Source organism: Paenibacillus sp. FSL H7-689 (genome assembly GCF_000517905.1).
Taxonomy (GTDB): domain Bacteria; phylum Bacillota; class Bacilli; order Paenibacillales; family Paenibacillaceae; genus Paenibacillus; species Paenibacillus amylolyticus.
Map to the genome: position 1 here is coordinate 74473 of NZ_ASPU01000039.1, position 22975 is coordinate 97447.

The 22975-nt window shown below is 47.9% G+C and carries 21 protein-coding genes and 1 pseudogene; 5 read left to right on the forward strand and 17 right to left on the reverse strand.

Annotated features, from left to right (window positions below; translation table 11 throughout):
• Positions 1 to 8 precede the first annotated feature (8 nt).
• On the forward strand, positions 9 to 620 hold the full coding sequence (locus C170_RS22185) for a superoxide dismutase (protein ID WP_036614138.1): 612 nt from the start codon (positions 9 to 11) through the stop codon (positions 618 to 620).
• Between the two features lie 310 nt (positions 621 to 930).
• On the opposite strand, the gene mutY is transcribed toward C170_RS22185, so the two are convergent.
• Both mutY and acpS read right to left on the reverse strand, forming a co-directional pair.
• Positions 931 to 2298, reverse strand: coding sequence for an A/G-specific adenine glycosylase (gene mutY, locus C170_RS22190; RefSeq protein ID WP_036614139.1), 1368 nt, complete (start codon positions 2296 to 2298; stop codon positions 931 to 933).
• Positions 2299 to 2327: 29 nt separating this feature from the next.
• Positions 2328 to 2726, reverse strand: a complete 399-nt coding sequence (gene acpS, locus C170_RS22195) for a holo-ACP synthase (RefSeq protein ID WP_036614140.1) — start codon at positions 2724 to 2726, stop codon at positions 2328 to 2330.
• A 250-nt stretch (positions 2727 to 2976) separates the two neighbouring features.
• Between acpS and C170_RS22200 the strand changes: the two genes are divergently transcribed.
• The gene (locus tag C170_RS22200) at positions 2977 to 3792 is read left to right on the forward strand and encodes an alpha/beta fold hydrolase (protein ID WP_036614143.1); all 816 of its coding nucleotides are present in this window, start codon (positions 2977 to 2979) and stop codon (positions 3790 to 3792) included.
• A 127-nt stretch (positions 3793 to 3919) separates the two neighbouring features.
• Here C170_RS22200 and nadE read toward each other — a convergent pair whose 3' ends face one another.
• The 3 genes from nadE to C170_RS22215 form a co-directional block, all read right to left on the reverse strand.
• Entirely contained in the window at positions 3920 to 4729 is an 810-nt protein-coding gene (nadE, locus tag C170_RS22205) for an ammonia-dependent NAD(+) synthetase (RefSeq protein ID WP_036614145.1), read from the reverse strand.
• A gap of 139 nt (positions 4730 to 4868) precedes the next feature.
• Positions 4869 to 5303: a BrxA/BrxB family bacilliredoxin gene (locus C170_RS22210; RefSeq protein WP_017690788.1), complete on the reverse strand. Its 435-nt coding sequence runs from the start codon at positions 5301 to 5303 to the stop codon at positions 4869 to 4871.
• Between the two features lie 222 nt (positions 5304 to 5525).
• The gene (locus C170_RS22215) at positions 5526 to 7220 is read right to left on the reverse strand and encodes a two-component system sensor histidine kinase NtrB (RefSeq protein WP_162158988.1); all 1695 of its coding nucleotides are present in this window, start codon (positions 7218 to 7220) and stop codon (positions 5526 to 5528) included.
• 195 nt (positions 7221 to 7415) lie between these two features.
• Here C170_RS22215 and C170_RS22220 point away from each other — a divergent pair, with 195 nt between their 5' ends.
• Positions 7416 to 8684: an NAD(P)/FAD-dependent oxidoreductase gene (locus C170_RS22220; protein WP_036614148.1), complete on the forward strand. Its 1269-nt coding sequence runs from the start codon at positions 7416 to 7418 to the stop codon at positions 8682 to 8684.
• Between the two features lie 142 nt (positions 8685 to 8826).
• Here the strand turns inward: C170_RS22220 and C170_RS22225 are convergent, their stop codons facing one another.
• From C170_RS22225 to C170_RS22260, 8 genes and pseudogenes are all read right to left on the reverse strand, one after another.
• On the reverse strand, positions 8827 to 9210 hold the full coding sequence (locus C170_RS22225; RefSeq protein ID WP_051447349.1) for a hypothetical protein: 384 nt from the start codon (positions 9208 to 9210) through the stop codon (positions 8827 to 8829).
• 112 nt (positions 9211 to 9322) lie between these two features.
• Positions 9323 to 10570, reverse strand: a complete 1248-nt coding sequence (locus C170_RS22230) for an ABC transporter permease (RefSeq protein ID WP_036614150.1) — start codon at positions 10568 to 10570, stop codon at positions 9323 to 9325.
• A 21-nt stretch (positions 10571 to 10591) separates the two neighbouring features.
• On the reverse strand, positions 10592 to 11323 hold the full coding sequence (locus C170_RS22235) for an ABC transporter ATP-binding protein (RefSeq protein WP_036614152.1): 732 nt from the start codon (positions 11321 to 11323) through the stop codon (positions 10592 to 10594).
• Positions 11324 to 11613: 290 nt separating this feature from the next.
• Positions 11614 to 11955: pseudogene (locus C170_RS22240) on the reverse strand (type II toxin-antitoxin system death-on-curing family toxin).
• A complete protein-coding gene (locus C170_RS22245; protein WP_036614154.1) occupies positions 11952 to 12215 on the reverse strand; it encodes an AbrB/MazE/SpoVT family DNA-binding domain-containing protein in 264 nt (87 codons plus the stop codon). The pseudogene C170_RS22240 and the gene C170_RS22245 overlap by 4 nt, the downstream one beginning before the upstream one ends.
• Before the next feature lie 149 nt (positions 12216 to 12364).
• Positions 12365 to 14047: a hypothetical protein gene (locus tag C170_RS22250; RefSeq protein ID WP_036614156.1), complete on the reverse strand. Its 1683-nt coding sequence runs from the start codon at positions 14045 to 14047 to the stop codon at positions 12365 to 12367.
• Positions 14048 to 14096: 49 nt separating this feature from the next.
• Positions 14097 to 15446: a hypothetical protein gene (locus tag C170_RS22255; protein WP_036614160.1), complete on the reverse strand. Its 1350-nt coding sequence runs from the start codon at positions 15444 to 15446 to the stop codon at positions 14097 to 14099.
• Positions 15447 to 15653: 207 nt separating this feature from the next.
• Positions 15654 to 16985: an MFS transporter gene (locus C170_RS22260; protein WP_036614164.1), complete on the reverse strand. Its 1332-nt coding sequence runs from the start codon at positions 16983 to 16985 to the stop codon at positions 15654 to 15656.
• A gap of 347 nt (positions 16986 to 17332) precedes the next feature.
• Between C170_RS22260 and C170_RS22265 the strand changes: the two genes are divergently transcribed.
• On the forward strand, positions 17333 to 17794 hold the full coding sequence (locus C170_RS22265) for a MarR family winged helix-turn-helix transcriptional regulator (protein ID WP_017690799.1): 462 nt from the start codon (positions 17333 to 17335) through the stop codon (positions 17792 to 17794).
• A gap of 421 nt (positions 17795 to 18215) precedes the next feature.
• On the opposite strand, the gene C170_RS22270 is transcribed toward C170_RS22265, so the two are convergent.
• The 3 genes from C170_RS22270 to C170_RS22280 all read right to left on the reverse strand — a co-directional run bounded on the left by C170_RS22270 (position 18216) and on the right by C170_RS22280 (position 21061).
• Complete coding sequence (locus C170_RS22270; protein ID WP_026081308.1) at positions 18216 to 19721, reverse strand: MDR family MFS transporter; 1506 nt, start codon at positions 19719 to 19721, stop codon at positions 18216 to 18218.
• Between the two features lie 272 nt (positions 19722 to 19993).
• Positions 19994 to 20566, reverse strand: coding sequence for a GNAT family N-acetyltransferase (locus tag C170_RS22275; RefSeq protein WP_036614167.1), 573 nt, complete (start codon positions 20564 to 20566; stop codon positions 19994 to 19996).
• 198 nt (positions 20567 to 20764) lie between these two features.
• Positions 20765 to 21061: a hypothetical protein gene (locus C170_RS22280; protein WP_036614170.1), complete on the reverse strand. Its 297-nt coding sequence runs from the start codon at positions 21059 to 21061 to the stop codon at positions 20765 to 20767.
• Positions 21062 to 21246: 185 nt separating this feature from the next.
• Here C170_RS22280 and C170_RS22285 point away from each other — a divergent pair, with 185 nt between their 5' ends.
• Positions 21247 to 21744 carry a GAF domain-containing protein gene (locus C170_RS22285; protein WP_036614172.1) on the forward strand — a complete coding sequence of 166 codons (498 nt, stop codon included), beginning with the start codon at positions 21247 to 21249 and terminating at the stop codon, positions 21742 to 21744.
• A 151-nt stretch (positions 21745 to 21895) separates the two neighbouring features.
• On the opposite strand, the gene C170_RS22290 is transcribed toward C170_RS22285, so the two are convergent.
• Positions 21896 to 22708 carry a MerR family transcriptional regulator gene (locus C170_RS22290; RefSeq protein ID WP_036614175.1) on the reverse strand — a complete coding sequence of 271 codons (813 nt, stop codon included), beginning with the start codon at positions 22706 to 22708 and terminating at the stop codon, positions 21896 to 21898.
• Between the last annotated feature and the right edge of the window lie 267 nt (positions 22709 to 22975).

Below are 22975 nucleotides of genomic sequence, written 5' to 3' on the forward strand. Positions count from 1 at the left end.
ATTTCATTATGACTTTTCAATTACCAGCACTTCCTTACGCTAACGACGCACTGGAACCACATATCGATGCAAAAACGATGGAAATCCACCACGATCGCCATCACAATACGTATGTAACTAACTTGAACGCAGCTCTGGAAAGCGCTCCTGAACTGCAAGAAAAAAGCTTGGAAGATCTGATTGCTAACCTTGACAGCGTACCAGAAGGCATCCGCACAGCGGTTCGCAACAATGGTGGTGGACATGCTAACCACAGCTTGTTCTGGGAAATCATCGGACCTAACGGCGGCGGCGCTCCTACAGGCGATATCGCAGCAGCTATCGATAGCGAACTGGGTGGCTTTGACAAATTCAAAGAAGATTTCGCTAAAGCAGCTACAACTCGTTTCGGTTCCGGCTGGGCTTGGCTCGTAGTTGGCAAAGATGGTAAGTTGTCCATCACTAGCACACCTAACCAAGACAGCCCTCTCTTCGAAGGTCTGACTCCGGTTCTGGGTCTGGATGTATGGGAGCACGCTTACTACCTGAACTACCAAAACAAACGTCCTGACTACATCGCCGCTTTCTGGAATGTAATCAACTGGGATGAAGTGAACAAACGTTACGCTTCTGCAAAATAAGACTGTTAGCATGCAACAGTTAACATAAAAGAGAGCCTGATTCGGTCATCATGACCGTGATCAGGCTCTCTTTTTGCTATCACTATAGTTAATGGGTGTTTTGTTTCTAACGAACCCAGGACACGTTATTGCTCGATATTTCATCGTATCGCGAACCTAACGAATCTCAGAGTAGCTATTTCCCCAGATACGGGCTTTGATACGCACTTTTGGGTTGATTTGTCTATGATAACGTCACTCAGGTTCGTTAGAATTTATAATTGTGGTATATCCACATGATAAGACCTCTGGAGTTCGTTAGCTCCCCCATTTAATCATTCACTTGATCATACGCACCAGCAAAATAACTGCTGATCAGCTTCAGGAAGATATTCGGGAATGCCATCTTATCCATATCTTCCGGACCGATCCAGCGGTAGGTCAAGCCATCGCCTTTACCTGTCAGTGTCGGAGTGCTCAGCGCTAGGTCACTAACATCAGATGATGACATCAACATCTCTCCATCGTTAAGCGATGTTGAGATGTTCTGCGCATTAGGCGTGCCTGGCTCCGATGGATGCATTGTGTCTGACTCAGGTGACACAGTTGACGATGAGGCTGTGCCCTCCCTTGTTGACGCCTGTGCCTCGTAGGCGGCTCTGGCTTCCGCTGCGATCAGCGGAAGCTCACTGCTCTGGTCCTGCTCGGTACACTTGTACACCTGCAGGCTCCAGACAATGTGGCTGAACACATGCTCCGCATGGGTAGCCAGCCCTTCCGGGCGGGCAGCGAAGCCTTCCGCCCACAGACTGCCGGCCAACAATGCCATGGCCGGCTCATCCGCCAGCGGCGCCGCCTTCTTGCTTGCTGCGGCAGGCGCCGCGAGCACATGCGGCAGCTCCCACATGCGGGCCAATAGGCCCGTGTCTGGGCGCTGGCGCACAAGCACTTGGCCGCGATGAGCACCGCGGCCCTCCACAATCGCGACCAGCCGCTGCTCAGGGCGCGGCGGCTTCGCCTTGGTCTTGACCGGCAGGGTAAGCTCTCTTCCGGCGATTCGGCCGGAACATTGCTCCATGACCGGGCAAGTCAGGCAGTGCGGCGCTTTGGGTGTACATACCAGCGCGCCAAGCTCCATCAGCGCCTGATTGAAATCACGCGCTCGCCCTTCCGGAATGAGCTCTCCTGCGAGCTCTTCCATCAACACCCGGGTGCTGCCCTTCATAATGTCCTCATCGATGAGGAAGTATCGGGACAGTACCCGCATGACATTGCCATCTACCGCAGGCTGCGGCTGGTTGAAGGCAATGCTGAGAATGGCCCCGGCAGTATACGGGCCCACCCCTTTTAATGCAAAGACAGCCGGCTTGTCCTGCGGCATCTCGCCTCCGTGCAGCTCCATGACTTGTCTCGCGGCTGCCTGAAGATTACGTGCACGGGAGTAATAACCGAGTCCCTCCCAATTTTTCAACACATCCTCTTCGGGTGCCTCCGCTAACGCTTGCACGGTCGGGAAATTCCCGATAAAACGATTGAAATACGGAATTACCGTATCGACCCGAGTCTGCTGAAGCATAATCTCCGATACCCATGTGAAATACGGATTGTTGTGGCGACGCCACGGCAAATCCCGTCGGTTGACCATATACCAGTCCAGCAAATTCACGCTGAAATGTTGTTTCTGTTCCTGTAAACCCATATTTCCGTCCTCTCCTATTGCCAAGCTAACTACTTTTCCATCTGCTCCACGATCGCAAAGGCCGCTGCCAATTCCGTCTGATGCGTAATACTCAAATGAATGTCATATTGCTTATCATATGGCAGCTGCAGACGTTCCCAGGCTTGACTGGACAGCGAGGCCACGGGACGTCCTGTCCCATCAGGCAGCACTTCAATGTCAGTGAAGCCCATTACGCCACCAATACCGCAGCCAAATGCCTTAGACACCGCTTCTTTCGCTGCAAATCGACCGGAAACAAACTCCGTCATCCGCTTCCCTCGACGAACCGCGATCTCCCGCTCTGCTGGCGTTAAAATTCGTTTTATGAAAGCTTCCGCATGGCGACCGGACAGCAGCTTCCGCATACGTCCAATCTCCAGCACATCATTGCCTATGCCATATATCATCAACGCTTCACCCGCTTAATCTTTTATACTGTAAGAGGTTATTCAAAAAGTCCCATCTTCTCGGTACTGAAAACCGCTCTTTTTGAACCTTCATTGTAAAAGATCTCCATTCAATCACATGATCCGTAACTCTCCGAACACGTATTCTATTGTAGCAGGAGGGACGATCAGAAGCGAGTACCTATCCGCATTACCATATATGCTAAAATATGAATCAGGAATCGTCTGAAATTCTTAGGAGGTCTGAATAATGCCCATAACTTTTGAATTGCCCACTGACGTAGATGCGATCATTCGCGGAGACTTTTTCCCTGCACAACAACCCGCTCAAGGTGTCATCGTTCTGTCTCACGGATACAAAGGCTTCAAAGACTGGGGCATGTTCCCCTATGCAGCTGCACAGCTAAGCGAGACGCATCATGTGCTGACCTTTAATTTCTCTCACAACGGTATCGGCGAATATCTGGAGCAATTCTCTGAACTTGAAAAGTTCGCAGTGAATACCTACAGCCGGGAGCTTGCCGATCTGGCCCTGGTATTGGAACATGTGGCTACACAACCTGAACTCACTGGACTTCCTGTATACCTGGTTGGTCATAGCCGCGGTGCGGGCGTAAGTCTCGTCTATGCACTGGATCATCCCGAGCAGGTGGCAGGTGTCATCTCCTGGAATGGCGTAACCAATCTGGATCTCTTCACAGCGGAGCAAAAAGAAGAAATGCGTACGCATGGCCGTAGCCATGTCGTTAACGGACGAACAGGCCAGCAGATGCCACTGGACGTGGCTATTCTGGAAGACCTGGACAAGCATAGCAAACGTTACGCTATCATTGACCGCTTGGCTTCTTCACCTGTGCGAGTCGCACTCATTCAGGGAACAGAAGATCCCCCGCGTCTGCGGGACGGTTCTGCCGCACTTGTGCAAGCACGCCCTGATATCCCATGGCACCAGATTCCTGATGGGAACCATACCTTTAATACCGTACACCCATTTAAAGAAACCACTCCGCAACTGGAGCAAGCCATCACCCAAACCCTGCAACAGATCAAAGAATGGAATAGCTAACTCATCTTTAATATAGTAGTCACCTGGATTTTTGCAATTTCTCGTTCCACATAACAAAAAGAGTCACTGCTCACGGCAGTGACTCTTTTTGCATTCCCTATATAACGATCATGCTCACCCACCCGTATTAGATACCAGGAATGGCATTGCGTTTGTGATGTGTGCGCGTATAGAACGCTTCGAGGCGCTCTTGTGCAGCCGGATCGATCTGTTTGCCTTCGAGATAGTCGCTGTTCGCTTCATACGAGATTCCCAGCTCATCTTCGTCCGTCTGACCTTCCCATAGCCCTGCCGATGGTGCTTTGTCCAAAACAGCCTGTGGCACGTTCAGATATGCTGCCAACTGGCGTACCTGACGTTTGTTCAGGGTGCTCAGTGGCGTGATATCCACAGCACCGTCGCCCCATTTGGTATAGAAACCTGTGATGGCTTCGGACGCATGATCCGTACCTACAACGAGCAGGTTCTCTTCAAACGAAAGCGCATATTGCATAACCATACGAGTTCTCGCCTTTACATTACCTTTGCCTTGGTGAGTCATATGACGTGGGCTGCCTAAGGATTTGAAACCTTGCTCCACTTCCAGCGCAATCTCGTTCACTGCATCTTCGATATTGGTTTCCACGACATGCTTCAGATCGTATGCTTTGGCTACAGCGTAGCTGTGGTCGATATCGGATTGTTCACCATAAGGTTGGAACACACCAAGCGTTTTGTACTCTTGGTTGTTCTCTTGCGTGAGCTCGTCCGTCGCTCTTTTGCAAAGCGCCGTAGCCACTGCACTGTCAATACCGCCGCTGATCGCAATCAGCAAACCCTTGGCACCCGCATTTTTCACATACGTCTTCAGAAAATCAACACGCTTGCGTACTTCCTCTTCTTCATTAATGCTTGGTTTAACCTTCAATTCAGCGATGATCTGTTGTTGCAAACTCATCGTTCACACACCCCGTTTCTAAATGAATGAAATTTGATGTCCAGCTTGAAAGGTCCGAATGGATCAATAACCTTATCTATCCAAAATGAAACGCCCCGGCATCGGTGATCCGAAGGGCGGGGCGTTCTATTGGAGCGAATTAACGGCAGTAACGGTCAAATGCACTTTTGAGATCAGCCGCAATATCCTCTGCAGAACGGTCTTCCACTTGATGACGCTCGATAAAGTGAACGAGTTCTCCGTCTTTCATCAGAGCGATGGACGGTGAAGATGGAGGATACGGTGCAAAGAATTCACGTGCTTTTGCAGTTGCTTCTTTGTCCTGACCAGCAAATACAGTGTACAGATGATCCGGTGTAATATCGTGCTGCAGTGCTTGGGATACACCTGGGCGACATTGACCTGCGGCACATCCGCATACAGAGTTAATGACAACCAGCGCTGTTCCTTTTGCATCCGGAAGACTTGCTTCCACTTCTTCAGGAGTACGCAACTCCTGGATTCCTAGACGAGTTAAATCATCCCGCATCGGTTGAACCATATCTTTCATGTATTGATCAAATGACATCGACATTCGGTTTCACTCCTTATAAATGGTTGTTCTATGATCTCGATAGAATTAAAGGCCAATAAACTCTCCAAAACAACGTTACATTCATATCGAACATTATGGATGTAATGATGTGCTATTCCTATTATACATCCATAAGCAATGAAAGCAAGATTCAGAAACCGCCTGCGGAAAGGCTTCTTCCATAATATTATGTCTCAATGTCTGGCAAAATATGCTGAATGACTAACGTTCAAATGCCACTTTGAAGGTTGTGCCCTGGCCTTCCTCCGATTCCACAGTAATGGTTCCATTATGTCGTTCCACAATACTCAGGCACATGGACAATCCAAGTCCGGTTCCCTTGGCTTTTGTCGTATAGAAAGGTTCAAACAGCTTTTCCTTCTTCACTCTAGGTAGACCAGGTCCTGTGTCACGTACACACAGTTCCACCTTATCATCCACTATTCTGGTCTCCAGTGTAAGCACACCCTTCTCATTCATGGCTTCCATCCCGTTACGGGCCAGGTTCAACACCACCTGTTTGATTTCCTTAGAATTGAGATGCAGCTTTGGCACATTATGGGCCAACATGAGTTCTATACTCTGACCACGCAGGTTCGCATCCGCCCATAACAACGGACTGAGTTCATGGATGATATCGTGCAGCTGGGATTCTTCTTTCTCGGCAATACGATTCTGAGCCAAAGACAAGAAATCATTAATGATACTATTGGCCCGGTCCAGCTCTTCCAGAACGATCCGGTAATAGTGATCGAGGGAATCAGGACTCTTTTCCTGCATGAGTTGAAGAAAGCCACGTACAACCGCCATTGGATTACGCACCTCATGCGTAATGCTTGCAGCCATCTGCCCCACCAGACTGAGACGATCCACATTATCCAGTTCACTTCGCAACATCTCAAGCTCCGTGATATCCTGGATGATCAGCATGGCTCCTGTAACTTCTCTCGCAGACTCTGTTGAAAAGGCATAAATCGGTACGGTTCGGGATTGAAATACGTGTGCACCGTAACGAACGGTCAACCCACTAATCTCACCATGAACGACGGCTCTGCGAATGCTTTTATCCATCTTGTCCGCCTGACCTTGTTCAACAAATTGACTGGCAGGCTGTCCAATGAGATCAGGCGTGGAGGTACAAGGTAGCTGCTCCCTTGCCGTTTGCTCCATCATCTCATTGACAAACATCACTGTGCCTTGTTTATCTACGGTGGCAATGGAGAGAGGCACTGCGTTCAGAATCTGATGAAGTTTCTCCGTTTCGGCTATGTATCGCTGGTGGACTTCCGAGAGATGTTGCTCCAGCCCGCGATAGTGCTTCATCCGTTCCAGCCATAGCAGACTCAGACTGCCCGCAACAATGGCTCCAGCGGTATATCCAAGTGCTGTAAGTATCATGTAGGTCGCAGAGTATGTGGATTCATTCTGGAGGGATGCGATCCATAACAGACTCGTTACAATCAGTTCCATTGTAATCAGGATGATGAGGATCGCCATTTTGCGTGAAGGTGTATTATGCTTGAATCGTTTGGCAGACAACCATACAATAGGATAGAGAAGAATGCCCGTATGAAGGAGAAATCCGTACAGATCATAGGGATGCGCAAAAAGAAAATAGAAGAGAATATGTAGAATGGACAGCGTTAGGCCTATAGCGGACTTACAATACAAAATAACAAGTATCACAGGTACGATGCTTAATGATATGGGTACGGCCACCGGGCTTGCATAGAGCGCAAACAGCAGACACAATAACATGCTCAGGGCACTTGTCACAGCAAAACTGGTATGAACAGTTCCGGCATGTTCCATTCTAGCAATAGCCCGCTTGGAGAGTACCAGACGGAATAAGGGAATCAGAAATACCGCCGACCCTGCCAGCAGTACTTGTAAAAGCATGTCCTTTAACGCAACCACAATGCCATCTCCTCCTCTGCCTGCACATTCCCTCATGTATTTCTGATTAAAACATAGGCGACAGTATATTACAATATATCCCTTAAGACTGCACAATAGAACTGCTCATAACTCCATTATATTTCAGAAAAAGCCAGGAGTAGACACATTTTTCGTAAAACAGACAAAATCAATGAAAAAAGAGGGTAATAACATATGTATGATGTCATTGTAATTGGTGGTGGATCTGCGGGCCTGATGGCTTGCGTTGCTGCTGCCGAGCATGGAGCCTCCGTGCTTCTGCTGGATAAAGGAGATCAACTGGGTCGTAAACTCGGCATCTCTGGCGGAGGTCGATGCAATGTAACCAATGCCAAGGAAACGGATGAACTCATCCGACATATTCCGGGTAATGGACGCTTTTTATATAGTTCGTTTCAAAATTTGGACAACCAGGGAATCATGCGTTTCTTCGAGAATCTCGGAATTGCCCTGAAAGAAGAAGACAACGGCAGAATGTTCCCTGTAACCGATAAAGCGAAAACAGTTGTGGATGCGCTGGTTGGCAAGATTGTCTCCCTCGGCGTTGAGATTCGCACCAAAGAACCGGTCAAGGAAATTATTCAGAATGGTCAGCAGATACAAGGTGTTAAATTGATATCCGGTAAAACCATTCTTGGGCGCTCTGTCATCATCGCTACCGGCGGCAAGTCCGTACCCCAAACGGGATCTACCGGAGATGGTTATCCTTGGGCTGAGGCTGCGGGTCACACGATAACGGAGTTATATCCGACCGAAGTGCCCATTGTGTCTGGAGAGAGTTGGATTCAGTCTAAAGAACTGCAAGGTTTGTCTTTAAGGGATATCGCTCTATCCGTAGTAGATGCCAAAGGAAAAACAGTCATCTCTCATCGCGGGGATATGATCTTCACGCATTTTGGCGTGTCAGGACCGGTTGCACTGCGCTGCAGCCAATTTATCCGCAAGGTTCAGATGAAGTCTGGAAACCCACAGGTCATTATGAGCATTGATCTGTTCCCGGAACTGTCCTTAGGTGCATTGGAAGCACAGTTGCAACAAGTATTGGAACAAGAGTCCCGCAAAGCTGTCAAAAATATTTTAAAAACATGGGTTCCTGAACGTATGATTCCCTTAATGATGAAACGGGCAGAGATCAGCGATGACCTCACGTTCCACCATTTCCCCAAAGGTATGTTAAGCAACTTGTGTGGGCTAATGAAAGCTTTTACCTTCCGTGCAGACGGAACAAGATCGCTCAAAGAAGCCTTTGTTACTGGGGGAGGAATCCACTTAAAGGAGATATACCCAAAAACAATGGAATCCAAGCTGCTGCCTGGACTATTCTTTTGCGGTGAAGTTTTGGATATTCACGGCTACACCGGAGGGTATAATATCACCGCTGCATTCTCCACAGGATACACGGCTGGCATGCATGCAGCTGAATATAAACACGCTACATCATAATAGGTATTACACACTTTAAGCGCATGATGAATTAGCTCAGATGCCAAAAACCCCGATATCCACTATTGTGGACGATCGGGGTTTTTGGGCATTGTTCCATTTTAGAAAAATTGGCTCGAACTGCTCTTAGCTTGTGATGCTTCTATGCTTTCACACTGCCTGAAAATCCATCAGCCGAATCATCGTATGTCGGGTCATCGCTATAGTTATGTCTGCCTTGCTCAGCCTGGCTTCCCTGGTTTTGGCTCGCATAACCCTCATGCCAGTCTTCATTCACGAGATGAGCCGGAATCGATATATTCTGAAACTGATCCAGTTCTTCCGTTTGCGAGGCAAATACGGCACTTCCTCCATGAGATTGTACAATCTCTACGGCAGACTGAGGATCTTGGCGATCTGTGGGGATGTACAGTTCCAGCGGGCCGGACTGATACGGCTTATATCCCAATTCCTCCAAGGTTGCCCTGGCGGCATTCAACGCTGAATCGTCTGAAAAGTGCACCTGTAGTTCGCTATTATCCATCATCGTCTCTTCCTCCTTGCTACAGCTAATCTCTCATCATCCATAGATGAGATTCTTCTTCTATAGCATGGGCAGATATAGCGCACGATATGCTCCGAATTAGAAAGGAATTCCTTTAGGCCCGGGTCAGCCGGACCCATCCGGCAATAGATAAGACGCAGAGTCCGAAGGCCACCGCACCTGCAGCTGTCAGAATACCGACGATCCAGCCGAGCCAAGCCAATCCCAGCGTGAATCCCATAAGAATACCAATCGGGACAAACAACATCCGAACCATCATTGAACCTGCAAGATGCAGCGCCTCCGTGTCATACGTTATAAGCTGAACATAGTCGGACGTGGCAAAAACATCCCAGGAACGATAAAACATCACCGTCAACATGATGATTAATAACGCACACACAATGACATTGACCGGAAAAGGTGGTAATGCAACTGCTGCGATGGATAGTCCGCCTAGCTGCAGATACAATTTCATCGTGGCCGAGTTTCGGAAAAATGCCTTGAATGCAATCTCCGCTGTCCGATTCGCGATGGAACGATTACGTAACAGTTTACGCGGTTTACGGAAGATGATGGACCGTGTTCGTGGGGCTTTCGGCTTGCTCACCGCCCGGCTTAACATTAGAGCTGTAAGCTGCAGCCTGCTCCGCAGATCCTCCCGCACATCCCCTTCAAACGTTCCCTTCATCAATAGCCTCATCTGTCCAACTGTAATTAGAAGAAGCATGATAATTACGATTCCAAAACTGATTTTCCACGTCTGTCCATGCATCCATGATGTCGCATGAATGGTCATGTAACCTATGCCAATGACGAGAGGGATCATCTGAATCCAGCGTCGCCATCCAGTATGTCGAACCTTCGTCATATGTAGTGTTATGGCTTGGAATGAAGCTACCGCACCAAACCAGACAGCCATAAGTGCTATCTGGAGATTCGACATCTCATAGACACGGGACCACAGGGGTGCGGTCAGCGCTGTAATCAGGATCATTTTGCCCAGATGTTGCAGACAGGACCGGTAGAGCCCTTGCCTCATTAGCGTTCGCATCCACAACGGTCTTGATTTCAAAAACAATACATCCGCTTCCTCCACAAATATCAACACACCACCGGTAAGCATAACCACGTCGATCAGCCCAGTCAGTACGGGGAGCGGTAATCCTGTCGCCCATGCAGGCAGCGGTTTGGTCCACAGACTCGTGTACCATCCAATCAGATAGAACAGACCCGGAACAAGCAAATATACCCACACGGTCCAATCCACGACGAGTCTGAGATTTTTCATCTGTTCCCTGAAATGTTCTTTGCGTCTTCGTCTGTATAAACGAAGTGGGGTATAACGCTGGGAAGTCTCCATTCTCTCTCACCCTCTCTCTATCTAAGACGTCAGTACATCAAAACAGTCAAACAAAGAGGCTTCCGGCAATCCTGCCACTTCACGGATCTCATCCAATGTTCCCTCGGCAGCAGATCTGCCCGAAGCAATCAGAATAAACCGGTCGCAGATTCGTTCAGCGGTATCCAGTACATGCGTAGACATAAGCACACCCGCGCCGCGGCGACGTTCATCATCAAGTAATTTTAGAAAATCCTTGGTTGCACGAGGGTCCAGTCCGATGAACGGCTCGTCCACAATATAGATATCCGGTGAAGACAGAAATCCGATCATCAGCATCATTTTCTGCCGCATGCCCTTTGAGAAACTGGCCGGAAGATCATTTCGAACATGGTCCATGCCGAAACGAACCAACAGTTCCTCCGCTCTTGCAACAAAAGCTTCTTCCTCCATTTCATACGCCGCTGCCGCCAGATCAAGATGTTCCCATAGGGTCATATATTCATAAAAAACCGGTTGCTCCGGGATATAGGCATAACGACCATCTCCCCCAATCGTCACTTCATAGTTCGCATGTTCCAGCAGACCAAGAAGCGTTTTGATTGTGGTACTTTTGCCCGCACCATTGGGTCCGATAATACCTACCAACTCTCCTCGTGCCACATTCATTCGAATATTGCGTATGGTCGATTGTCCCGGCTCGTATCCTGCCTCTGTAATATGTACGTCCAATATGGACTCCTGTATAGTTGTACCTTCATGCTCTATCTTCATATCGAACACTCCTGTTCTGATTCGGGCTTGAACTAAAGACTATTTACACTTGCCACTCCGATGACAGAACAACCTTCCGATCACTGTTATCCCCCGATTTTTTGAATCAATATCACAAATGTTAAAATCGGGGGATAAAGGCGAACGCTTCGCTTCTTCAGGTTCTTTCTGTCCTCTACGTTATCGTGTAAATATATATTTTGGGATGCGTGTTTGATTATTTGAACGTTGTTCTTTTCTTAAAAAAATAAAGCAATAAATCATAGTAATGAATGACTTATTGCTTACTATTATATTTCATTTTCAGTAACATAGTATGTACGAATAATTGAGACTAGTTGTTCAAATGTGAACTTGTGGTTCACCATATCAACAGTAAAGTCCTCAGCAAAAGTTTGATCCATCTTAAGATACACATTGTTATAACGTAGAAAGATTACCAATGCGGTAAAAGCCGTTCTTTTATTAGCATTATGAAAAGGATGGTTTTAGCCCAAAGATTGAAAGATCACAGCAGATTCAAGCAGACCAGAATCTTTAACTCCAATCTGCTCTCCAGGACTGTAACGCTTAATCATAGCGACGTTGATCGCAATAACCTCTTGAATACTCAAATACCGGGTCATGATCATCTGTCCTTGAGACCTTTCAAGGTTTGATCATATTCACCCATCACATCAGCCAATGTATCCATAAAATCACTACTGATTCCGTTAGGCAAATTAACTTTTGCAGACTTTTTAATAATAATCTCCCCATTGGACTGATTTACTTCGATTTGAACCAGATCGCCTTGCTCAAGACCAATTTGTTTGAAGGCATCCGTCATTTTTAATCCAAGACTATTACCGAATTTAGTTACTTTTCGTTCCATCTCACTCACCCTATTCATTCATTAATCCCCACTAGTTGTACCATTCAACTGTTATAACAATAACACTGAAACTTTTGTCTATTTGCATATTATTTCAAATTTTATAATAAAAAAGAAGCAGGGGTTCCGGAGCCCCTGCTTCTTCATATTACAATGAAAATCTCATATTACCGATTTGTCTCCACCACAAGAGTAGTTTCATTCTCTGCATCTGCATCCACGTTCAGATCCAGTGCGCCGCGGCTTTCGCTCGCGTAGTTGCTGCTGTCGGTACGCTCGCTGTCTTTCACGCTGTTGTTGCGTTCAGATTGAGTCCAAGTCGCACTCTCTCCTTCTGCATTCGCGTTCAGACCCAGATCCAGTTCGCCACGGCTTTCGCTCGCAGTGCTACTGTTTACGTTACGATCACGGTCATTCACGCTGTTGTTGCGTTCAGTTTGAGTCCAAGTCGCACTCTCTCCTTCTGCATTCGCGTTCAGACCAAGATCCAGCGCTCCATGGCTTTCGCTCGCATAACTGCTGTTCACGTTACGCTCGCTGTCTTTCACGCTGTTATTGCGTTCAGATTGAGCCATTGTTGCACTCTCTCCTTCTGCATTCACGTTCAGACCCAGATCCAGTGCTCCACGGCTTTCGCTCGCATAGCTACTGTTCGTGTTACGCTCGCCGTCTTTCACGCTGTTAGTGCGTTCAGATTGAGCCGTCGTTGCACTCTCTCCTTCTGCTTTTGCGTTCAGACCCAGATCCAGTGCGCCACGGCTTTCACTCGCATAGCTGCTGTTGTCGTTACGCTCGCTGTCTTTCACGCTGTTGTTGCGTTCAGATTGAGTCCATGTTGCACTCTCTCCCTCCGCTTTCGCGTTCAGACCCAGATCCAGTGTGCCACGGCTTTCACTCGCGTAGCTACTGTTTACGTTACGATCACGGTCATTCACGCTGTTGTTGCGTTCAGATTGAGTCCATGTTGCACTCTCACCTTCGGCATTCACGTTCAGACCGAGATCCAGCACTCCACGACTTTCACTCGCATAGCTACTGTTTACGTTACGATCACGGTCATTCACGCTGTTATTGCGTTCAGATTGAGTCCATGTTGCACTCTCACCTTCGGCATTCACGTTCAGACCGAGATCCAGCACTCCACGACTTTCACTCGCATAGCTACTGTTTACGTTACGATCACGGTCATTCACGCTATTGTTGCGTTCAGATTGAGTCCATGTCGCACTCTCACCTTCGGCATTCACGTTCAGACCAAGATCCAGTGCTCCACGGCTTTCGCTCGCAGTGCTACTGTTTACGTTACGCTCACGGTCATTCACGCTATTGTTGCGTTCGGATTGAGTCATCGCTGCACTCTCTCCTTCGGCATTCACGTTCAGACCAAGACCCAGTGCTCCACGGCTTTCACTCGCGTAGCTGGTGTTTACGTTCCGATCATCGCGGCCTCTTGAATAGTCGTTCATCGTTGTACCTTCTCCCGACACATTGGCATTCAGGCCAAGGTCCAGCTTGCCAGAACTGTTACGCTCAACTGTGTGGTCGGAAGAATGATCATTGTAACGGTTCATACTCTCGGAAGATAAGCCGGCGTTAAGGCCAAGATCCAGATTCAATGCTCCAGTTGCACTGGATGAACCTCCGTAGCTACCATTGTTCCCGTGACCTGTGTCACGGTGTCCTGACAGAAGAGATCCCAGTTCCAGGCGCAAACCTGCATTTAGATCCAGATTACCACTGCTATTATTGCTATAGCTATCTGCGTAAGTTGCCTGCGAAGCTCCCAGCAATCCAGCCACCAACGTACCCGACAATACCGACAATTTTACCCAACGATTCACTTTTTTCATGATTATATACACTCCTTCTCAATTTTGGTTGAATTAACGCCATTGTTGCTTAAGAGAAAGAGGTATATTGCGGCGGCCTCCCAGGTGGTGCCTGTGACCATTGACTGAACCCATCGAGCCGTTCCATTCGGAAAGCAAAATCGTAATCTGGCGTAACCAGACCCGTTGTTGCTCCCGGAAGTGCAGCGGCTGGAGCCGTTGCACCACCTCCAGTTACACCGGACGAACCGGAGCTTGTCCCGGCGGAAGCATTAGCTGCTCCGGGAGAAGTTGCTGCAACAGACCAACTGGTTGGTCGTTCTGTGCGAGGTTGCAATGGAGATGCATCATCATCATCATCTGGTTTCAGATTGGCTTCCAGGTTACTCTGCACTTGTTCAGTGACAGATGGTTTAGCAGTTGTCTGATCTACGAGGAATAACTCGTTGTCTGGCAAACCTGCACTAACATCGGAGTCCTGCGTCAGATCGGTTCCTTCCACAGACAATGCCTGCGGGACAGCAGGTTGTTCTGGACGTACTTCTGGTTCCGTGGTGACCTCCACCACTTTGCCCGTAACCTGTACTGCGTCCTGTCCTTCCTCGTTGTTCTGTGGTGAAACAGGATCTGCGAGTGCACTCGTATTGGAAGTTTCAACATTCGGTGTTTTGACGAGCGTCGGCTTTTCCGGAGTGACTACAGGCGGTTCCGGCTTCACACTTGGAATCTCCACCTTTTCCTGATCAGGATTGAGCTCAGCGGATACGTCTACAACTGGAACTTCTGCTTCCACAGATGGCAGCTGGACATTTCCCTTACTCAGATCCACACGGGATGAAGAGATATTGACCGAAGTAACTTCAGGTACATCCACCTTCACGGAAGGTAATTCAACCTTACCCTGCCGAAGATCTGTTTTCACAGCAGACGTCTCTGCCTTGATCACATCGGGTACCTCTGCGGTAACGCCAGGCAAGGAAGCTGTACCTTCGTTGAGGTTCACCTGACTGCTTGATACATCGGCTTTGATCACCTGTGTATCCGCCTGTACAGACGGCAGTTCGACGGTTCCCTTCTTCGCATCAATCCCAATCTCTGATGTTCCGGCCGATCCAAGCGGTGTATCTACTTTTAACTCAGATACACTCAGCTTACCTGTCGATTCATTCGCTTTGATCGAAGGAACTTCAACATCCAGCAGTGGTGTGGATACCGATACTGACGGAGTCAGATTCAACCCGCCATCCGAATCACGTGAAAACAAATTTAGCGACAATCCACTGGACGGTTTTTCAGAAGATACCTGAGCCTCGTCTGCGTATACATGTGACGATCCAAACCCCAGCATCAAAGTCCCGGCGAGTATTGCCAGTGGTATGCTTCCAAGACGCATAATCGATTTTGGTAACTTTACATTCAAGTTGCTTCACCCCCTTTCCGCTAATGCGTTGGTGGGACAAGGCATATGAGTTTTCCCCTAGGAATAATTAGAATACAGGGATTTCTGCCTGTTCCTCATTAAACGTGAAGGCGTTTACTCAAACGCTTTATAATCATAAACTTAAAATTTGAAGTAAATTCAAACCTTCATTTCAACTGTTCTAACCTGAGCAGATCCGGCCTGTTTTCAGTCGCCTGCAATCATCGTCTTGGCTTCAATGGAGCCAGTCAAATCGGCTTTTTCCCCGCTACGTTTCATCAAATAAATCAAACCAAGCAGGGTCATCAAAATGCCTGAACAGACAAAAGCCGGCACTACACCAAATGAGGTGACCATAAATCCGCCTACCACCGGGCCCATAATATTACTGGCTGTCATCACGCTGCCTACCGTTCCAAACACCCTGCCTGTCATCGCCTCAGGTGTCTGTTCCTGCAACAGGATCTGAAAGGGGACAATTGCAAACCCAATTCCAACACCTGCCAGGGCAAAGAGGGATACTAACAACAGATTGGCACCTAGCCCGGCGTGCGGCCAAATCCCAACAATAACTCCGGCTCCGCCGATAACCAGACCCATGAGTATGGTGCCCAGACCCATTTTCAAAACATGCCCTGCATGCTTCCACTTCCGTACACTCATCGCTGCAATTAATGTACCTACGCCACTTGCTGCCACGCACCATCCCAGCAGATCACTTGAAATTCCGGGAAGTTGTCTGAATAACACCACAGTCTGTGAATCGGCAAATTGCAGAAAAAGTATGGCTGAAGCAAGCAAGATCAGAGACGTTCCTACATGAGGGAGAGATGCGAGCATGCGGATACCCTCAAGTGTTTCTTTCCAAAAAGAGCCTTTTGAGCAGTTGCGAACATCCCCAGCTGTCTCTTCCTCTACTTCTGTTACGTTATGAATTGCGGTTTGGATCACCCGAGTTCCAGGAATCCACAATAAAATGATGCCGGAGATCAGAAAAGAAGCTGAATCGAGAACAAAACACCAGGTAATGCCAAAAGCGGCTACCAGCAGTCCACCAAGCGCTGGACCAATAATTTTGGACATCTGTTCGATCACCGAGCTGATGGATACAGCTTGGGCAAGCTGTTCGCGGGGTACAATTTCCTTCAGCTTTCCGTTTTTGGCCGGAGAGAAGATTACATCAAACAGCGATTTGAGGACAAGCAGTATGTAGACGTGCCAGATCTGGTCAGCAAAAATTAACGCACCCACGATGATGATCCGTGCACCATCGGCTACAATCATCAGCCATTTTCGGTCCAGGCGATCTGCAAGCGTGCCTGCGAATGGCCCTGTCAACAGAATGGGTAGTGCTGCGGAAAGTGTGACAAATGTAATCTCCCATGGCGTTGCATTCCAGCGGATACCCACGAGGGTCAGAATTGCGAGCAGATGCAGCCAATCACCCAGATTGGAAATGGCCTGTGCCACCATCAATGTTACAAAAGATCGGTTATTCTTCAGCGGTCGTTGTCCTTCAAACGTTAAATCACTTGTCATCCTTCTTCTCCTCCATTATATTCCAATTCATAGTATGAACTCATTATATAGAGCAACCCTTAACTCGACCTCCTGCCAGAGGCGGAGAAAAAGCGACATCTGAAGGATGATTTTTCAGCATGATGAATGATCAAATTTTAAATGCTAAAAATGCAAATCTTGTGACATATCGCATGTTTTTCGTAGAAATAGAAGTTTACAATTAAACCATGGCGACAACCTGAATCGTCAAACATAACTAACCAACTCATATAAGTTGAAATACTCTTTTACATGAACAGCATAACGGAGAGGACCCCTCTTCATCATTTCAACTTATAAAACTAATCTGAAAAGGCGGGATCAGCATGCTGGAATTACAAGAAATCGGAACCGAACGTTCACTTCATCTGTACCGCACCTTGGCCCAGACATTCAAGAGCGTGAATGAACACGCTGTATCCGGAAGCAAAGTGCATGGCTTCAACCCCACCGCGTACGGGGTACTCGAAGTGTTATATATGAAAGGAGCTCAGCCGATTCAACAGGTTGGCGCACAACTTCTGCTGCAAAGTGGTAATGTGACCTATGTGATCGATAAGCTGGAGCAAAAAGGATTGTTACACCGCAAACATTGTCCGCAAGACAGACGTATCATCTTTGTGGAACTGACCGAAGAAGGACAGCGCACCATGGATGACATCTATCCAGGTTATGCGTTGAAGATTGATCGGGCTGTAAGTGGATTGAGCGAGGAAGACAAGGAATTGCTTTCCGAACTCTTGGGAAGGCTTGCACATTCTGCAGACCGTTTATCAGCGAGCAGCTAGAGCGTATCTTTAAACCTGTCGAAAGCCGGAGCGGGAGCGCTAACGAACCTGTGACGTCTTATTCAGAGGTTTGAAGCGCTCGCAGCATTGTAAGGAATCTGACACATGCTATCTTTGAATAAACAGCCGTTTACAACGTGTTTTTCAGGTGATTTCGGGAAATAACGTGTCTCATGTTCCTTACAATTTAGAAAGAGGAGTAGAAAGTCAAATAAGACGTCCTCCGTTCCTTAGAAATTCGTCTGGACAATTCACCAGGATCAGCCAGCCTGTAATTCAAAATACTTCAGATCCGAACATCCCCCAACGTATCGCTTGCCTGAGTTTGAAAATATACTCTAATCCACTGCACATGTGCCATCAACAAAAATAACCGGATTTGCCTGACATCGGCGAATCCGGTTTTTCGTATACATCCACTTTACTTTGAGCCTTGTGGCTGCGGTGGAGCATCTGCATCTTCGGGTACAATTAAACGTTTGCGTAAAGCAAGCGTCGTTACCCACGAGACCAGTGCAATGACAAACATAATCACAAACAAGGAATGCAAGCTTCCTTCCAGCACGTTACGCAGCAGCGCCCATTTGTCATCTGATAGGGCAGCATCCGTATGTGGTGCGAGCAGTTCGTTCAGATCACTCTCCGAAATTCCCGCCTCCGCCAGATTCTGTTCACTGGATAACGTGGAGATCCGATAGTTTAACCAAGTGCCAAAAGCCGCTGCACCAATCGTCTGTCCCAACGTACGCATGAACGTGTGCAATGCCGTAGAGGAGCCACGCTCCTTATATCCTACAGAAGACTGCGCAATAATGGTGAAGATCGTAAACGCAAAACCGAAACCAAGACCATAAATAAAGGTCAATATAAAGAGCACAGCCTGCGGGGATGTTCCGCCCACCAGAAAGAGTCCACCCGATCCAATCGCAATACCGGTTAACCCAATCAATGCGGTCATACGTGATCCAATTTTCATTAACAGACGGCCTGCCATCACACTACCAATGAGCCAACCCACCGACATCGGTGCGAGCAACAGCCCGGATTCCGTCGCATTACCTCCCCGAACCCCCTGCACCCAGAGCGGCAAATAACTGGTCAGGCCGATCATCAAAGTACTGGTCAGCAGTCCAGCGATATTCGCCACACGGATGTCCCGAATTCGGAACAGATGTAGTGGAACCATTGGAGCCTGAGCTCTTTTTTCCACCACAAAAAATAAAATGATAAACAGAGCGGCGACCACACTCAGCACAACAATCAACGGCGAACTCCAGGCATAATATTGCCCACCCGCCGACAGGACAAACAACAATGCGGTAATGCCCACCGTGAAGGTCAGCGCACCAACATAGTCAATTTTGGCTGTACGCGGAGAGATATCTTCCTTCAGATAACGAAATACAAACCACATCGCAAGCAGACCAAATGGCACATTAAAACCAAAGATCCACTGCCAGCCGAGATTATCTACAAAATAACCGCCAAGCAGCGGTCCCGCCAGAGAGGAAATACCCCACACGGAGCTAATCCAGCCTTGGATTTTGCCACGTTCTTCAATGGCGTAGATGTCCCCGATAATCGTAAATGTAACAGGAACTACCGCACCCGCACCAATCCCCTGTATTGCACGAAAAATAATTAATTGCTCCATGTTCTGCGAAAGACAGCACAAGAGTGAACCCAGTAAAAATAAGGCACAGCCAATCAGAAATACAGGCTTTCGTCCATACAAGTCACTGATTTTACCGAAAATGGGCGTACTCACAGCCATCGTCAACAGGTATGCGGTGAAAATCCAGCTCAGCAGCTGTACACTCCCCAGTTCACTGACAATGGTCGGCCCTGCCGGACCAATTACGGTGCCTTCAATCGCTGACAGAAATGTCGCGAGCAACAGCCCCGTCAAGATGAAACTGCGCTTCAAACCTCCAGTTGCATTCACACAAACCCTTCTCTCTTCATTCTCTATATAATTGGTACGTTAATTTACACCTCTACTACGAACCAGAACAAGCTTCCAATCGCTGTTATCCCCAGATTTTTTCTTCTCCTCTCTAAAGGAGAAATCCGGTGATAGCGTATGCTTCCGATGTAGCTTTCTTTCAGAAAGCTTTAAAGGCGATCGCTTCGCTTCTCCAGCTTTGTTCTGTTTCTTCGTTTACGTGTAAATTTAAAAGCAATTATATATTGTCTCTTTTATTTACCTCGCTTGCGAAGGAACTCATCATACAGCATCGAATACATCACCATATCCTTGTATCCGGTTGACGTATGTTGCACCTGTCGCAGCAACCCTTCTCGCGTGAAACCGCGGTTTGTCAGGAACTCGCCGGAAGCCAGATTACGCGGATCAACCAGCGCTTCAATTCGATTAAGACCCATGGTCTCATACCCAAAGGGCAGCAACGCGGAGAAAGCCTCCGTCATATAACCATGGCGCCAATAATCACGTCCCAGCTCATAACCAATCTCACCCCGGAATGCGCCTTCAAGCTGCCATGTATTGAATCCACAGCTGCCGATGAGCTTGCCTGTTTCTTTGAGTTCGATCCCCCACCGGATCGCATCCTCTTCTCCTGCCATTTGGTTGAGCAGCCCAATCATGTCCGCCGCTTCGCTTGTCCCAATCATGGGTGCAAGATTCATGTAACGGGTCACCTCGCGATCTGACCAGCATGCGAACATCTGGGCCGCATCCCGGCGACGCATTTTACGCAGACGAAGCCGCGCAGTCTCCATTTCGGGAATTCTTCCTTTGCATTTATACATATAAAGACACTCCGATCCGATCTATCTCCGCAGACCATAATATTCACTAGTCATCTAATCATAACCTGCGCCGAATGGCAACTATTCAGTCATGCACACACGTCAAAAAACCGGGCCAATGTCGCTCCCGGTCTTATTGTACGTATGGAACAATTCAAGTTTGAGTGAATTACGGAATCATGGCTTGTCCTAATGATTTTAAGCTTTGGACGTTTTCTTGCCCTTCCCCAGTAATTCATCGCTAACCCGGCCAAACACAGCCGTGATTTCCTTGAATTCTTCGATGCCAGTCCCGGTCAGGCTCCATTGGTCCCCGTGGGCGGTCAGGAAATTCTCCTGTGTCAGGTGTTCAAGCTCCTGCTTGATCTCCCGCTCTCCAACGCGATATCCCCGTTCTTCCAATAGGGGCAGTGCCTCGCTAACGTTCAAATCCTGATTTTGCGCGAAATATAGTAGATGAATCCGTACAAAAAGATTCTGTACCTCTGCATGCATAAGCCAAGCTCCTTCCCGGGTTATAGCCCTCCGTGGTTGCTAAGTAATTACCCCACGTAAGAAGCTGAGAAACAGGAGGATTCTTCAGGTATTCCCTTCCCTTTCCGAAATCCTCCGCTTGACTAACCGCATCCTCTGCACTATCTTGAAAATAAGTACCATTTTGCTCGGGAGGGTGATTTACCATGTTTCAAGCTGTTTCCTATGAAGGAACACGAAGTGAGCAGCACACCGCCGTCCTGGGACAGTTAAGTGCTCTGATCCGCGATGAACCTAGTGCGATTGCCAATCTGGCGAACGCTGCTGCGCTGCTCAATGTATTTATGACCGACACAAATTGGGTCGGCTTCTATCTGTATGATGGAAAAGAACTGGTCCTTGGGCCATTCCAAGGACTGCCTGCCTGTATCCGAATTCCATTGGGACGTGGTGTATGCGGCACATCTGCTGCGGAAAAACGTACCCTGGTCGTTGATGATGTTCATGCCTTCCCAGGCCACATTGCCTGTGATGCAGCATCCAACAGTGAGATTGTCGTGCCGATTATCAAAAACGGCGAACTGTACGGGGTGCTGGATATCGACAGCCCGATCAAAAACCGTTTTGACGACGAAGACCGCGTCTTCCTGGAGAAAGCCGTAAGCCTGCTCACAGAGCAGTTGGAGGCAACCATACCCCTTTAGGAAATGATGAATAAGGTGATCGGAGTCTCATCACACACGATGATAAAGAACCCGTAATAACAAAGAGCGCAGTCCTCTCAGAGGTCTGCGCTCTTTGTTATCCATTATGATTCACACCCATGTTCTTGCTCGCCCATGTTACTTTATGCATCTAGGATAAATCATGTTCCGCTTTAATCATCATCCCATCCCGCAGGAATTCAGCCAGCCTCGGGTGGTAACCATCATACATCTGACGGAAATTTTTATGCTCTACATACAGATTGGCCAAATCCCGATAGATCTCAGCGGTGGGTGTATAATAACCTTTGATCCATTCAAGATGCCTGCCAATAATCTGTTGTACTTTTGCACTACCGGGCTCCAATCCGTCCTCAATGGCCTGTTGCAAGTCCAGATGAACTTGATCAATTTTCGCCTGGGAATCCAGATAATCTTCTTTTGACTTCATCTCCTGATTTTCAGGTAATGTGGATGAATTGGAAGATTGGATGTCGGACCTCTGAGCACCGTCTGTCTGCACATGGTTCATATCATTAGTGACTACAGCTTCAGAACCCGATTCATTCAGCAACTGGTGACGCCCCTTATTTACAAAACCGATATAAAGATCATGTTCATCAATTTCCTGTTCACCTTGCAAATGAGAGATCGTTTTGTCCAGTGTCTGAATCAATCCATGCAGACGCAATGCCTTCTCCAGAATATCAATGCGATGTTGCTTCATGATGCGTATGACATCCTGAGGATTATCCCGGAGCATCGGGGCAATCTCATTCTCCTTCATACCTACTTCCTTACAGAAAAGGATTTGCTGGAGTCTCAGCAATTCCTGCTTTTCATAATAGATGTCCTCATCTACATCCCCAAATGCCGGATTCAGAAGACCTGTCTCCGCATACTGGCTCAGCTCGTTCAGACTTACGCCTGACATTCCCGATACGTCAACCATGGAATATGCCATTTGAATACACCTCCTGCCTGTCCTGCAACTCCAGAGTTCAGGCTTAATTCATACTGCATTTTATTTGAATAATGAGAGAATATAAGACTTTCGGCAATGCTGTACCGCTTCATTCCGCTCGTGCTCTGGATGGGTACATCATGCTTCAGTGATATGAGCGGCGTTTGGTCAGTTATGTTGCGGTATGTTAACTATGTTATACCCGTCTCATCAGATGTGAACCCGCAGTCGGCGAAGAATCCGCATGTATTTTTGAAAACTTTTTCC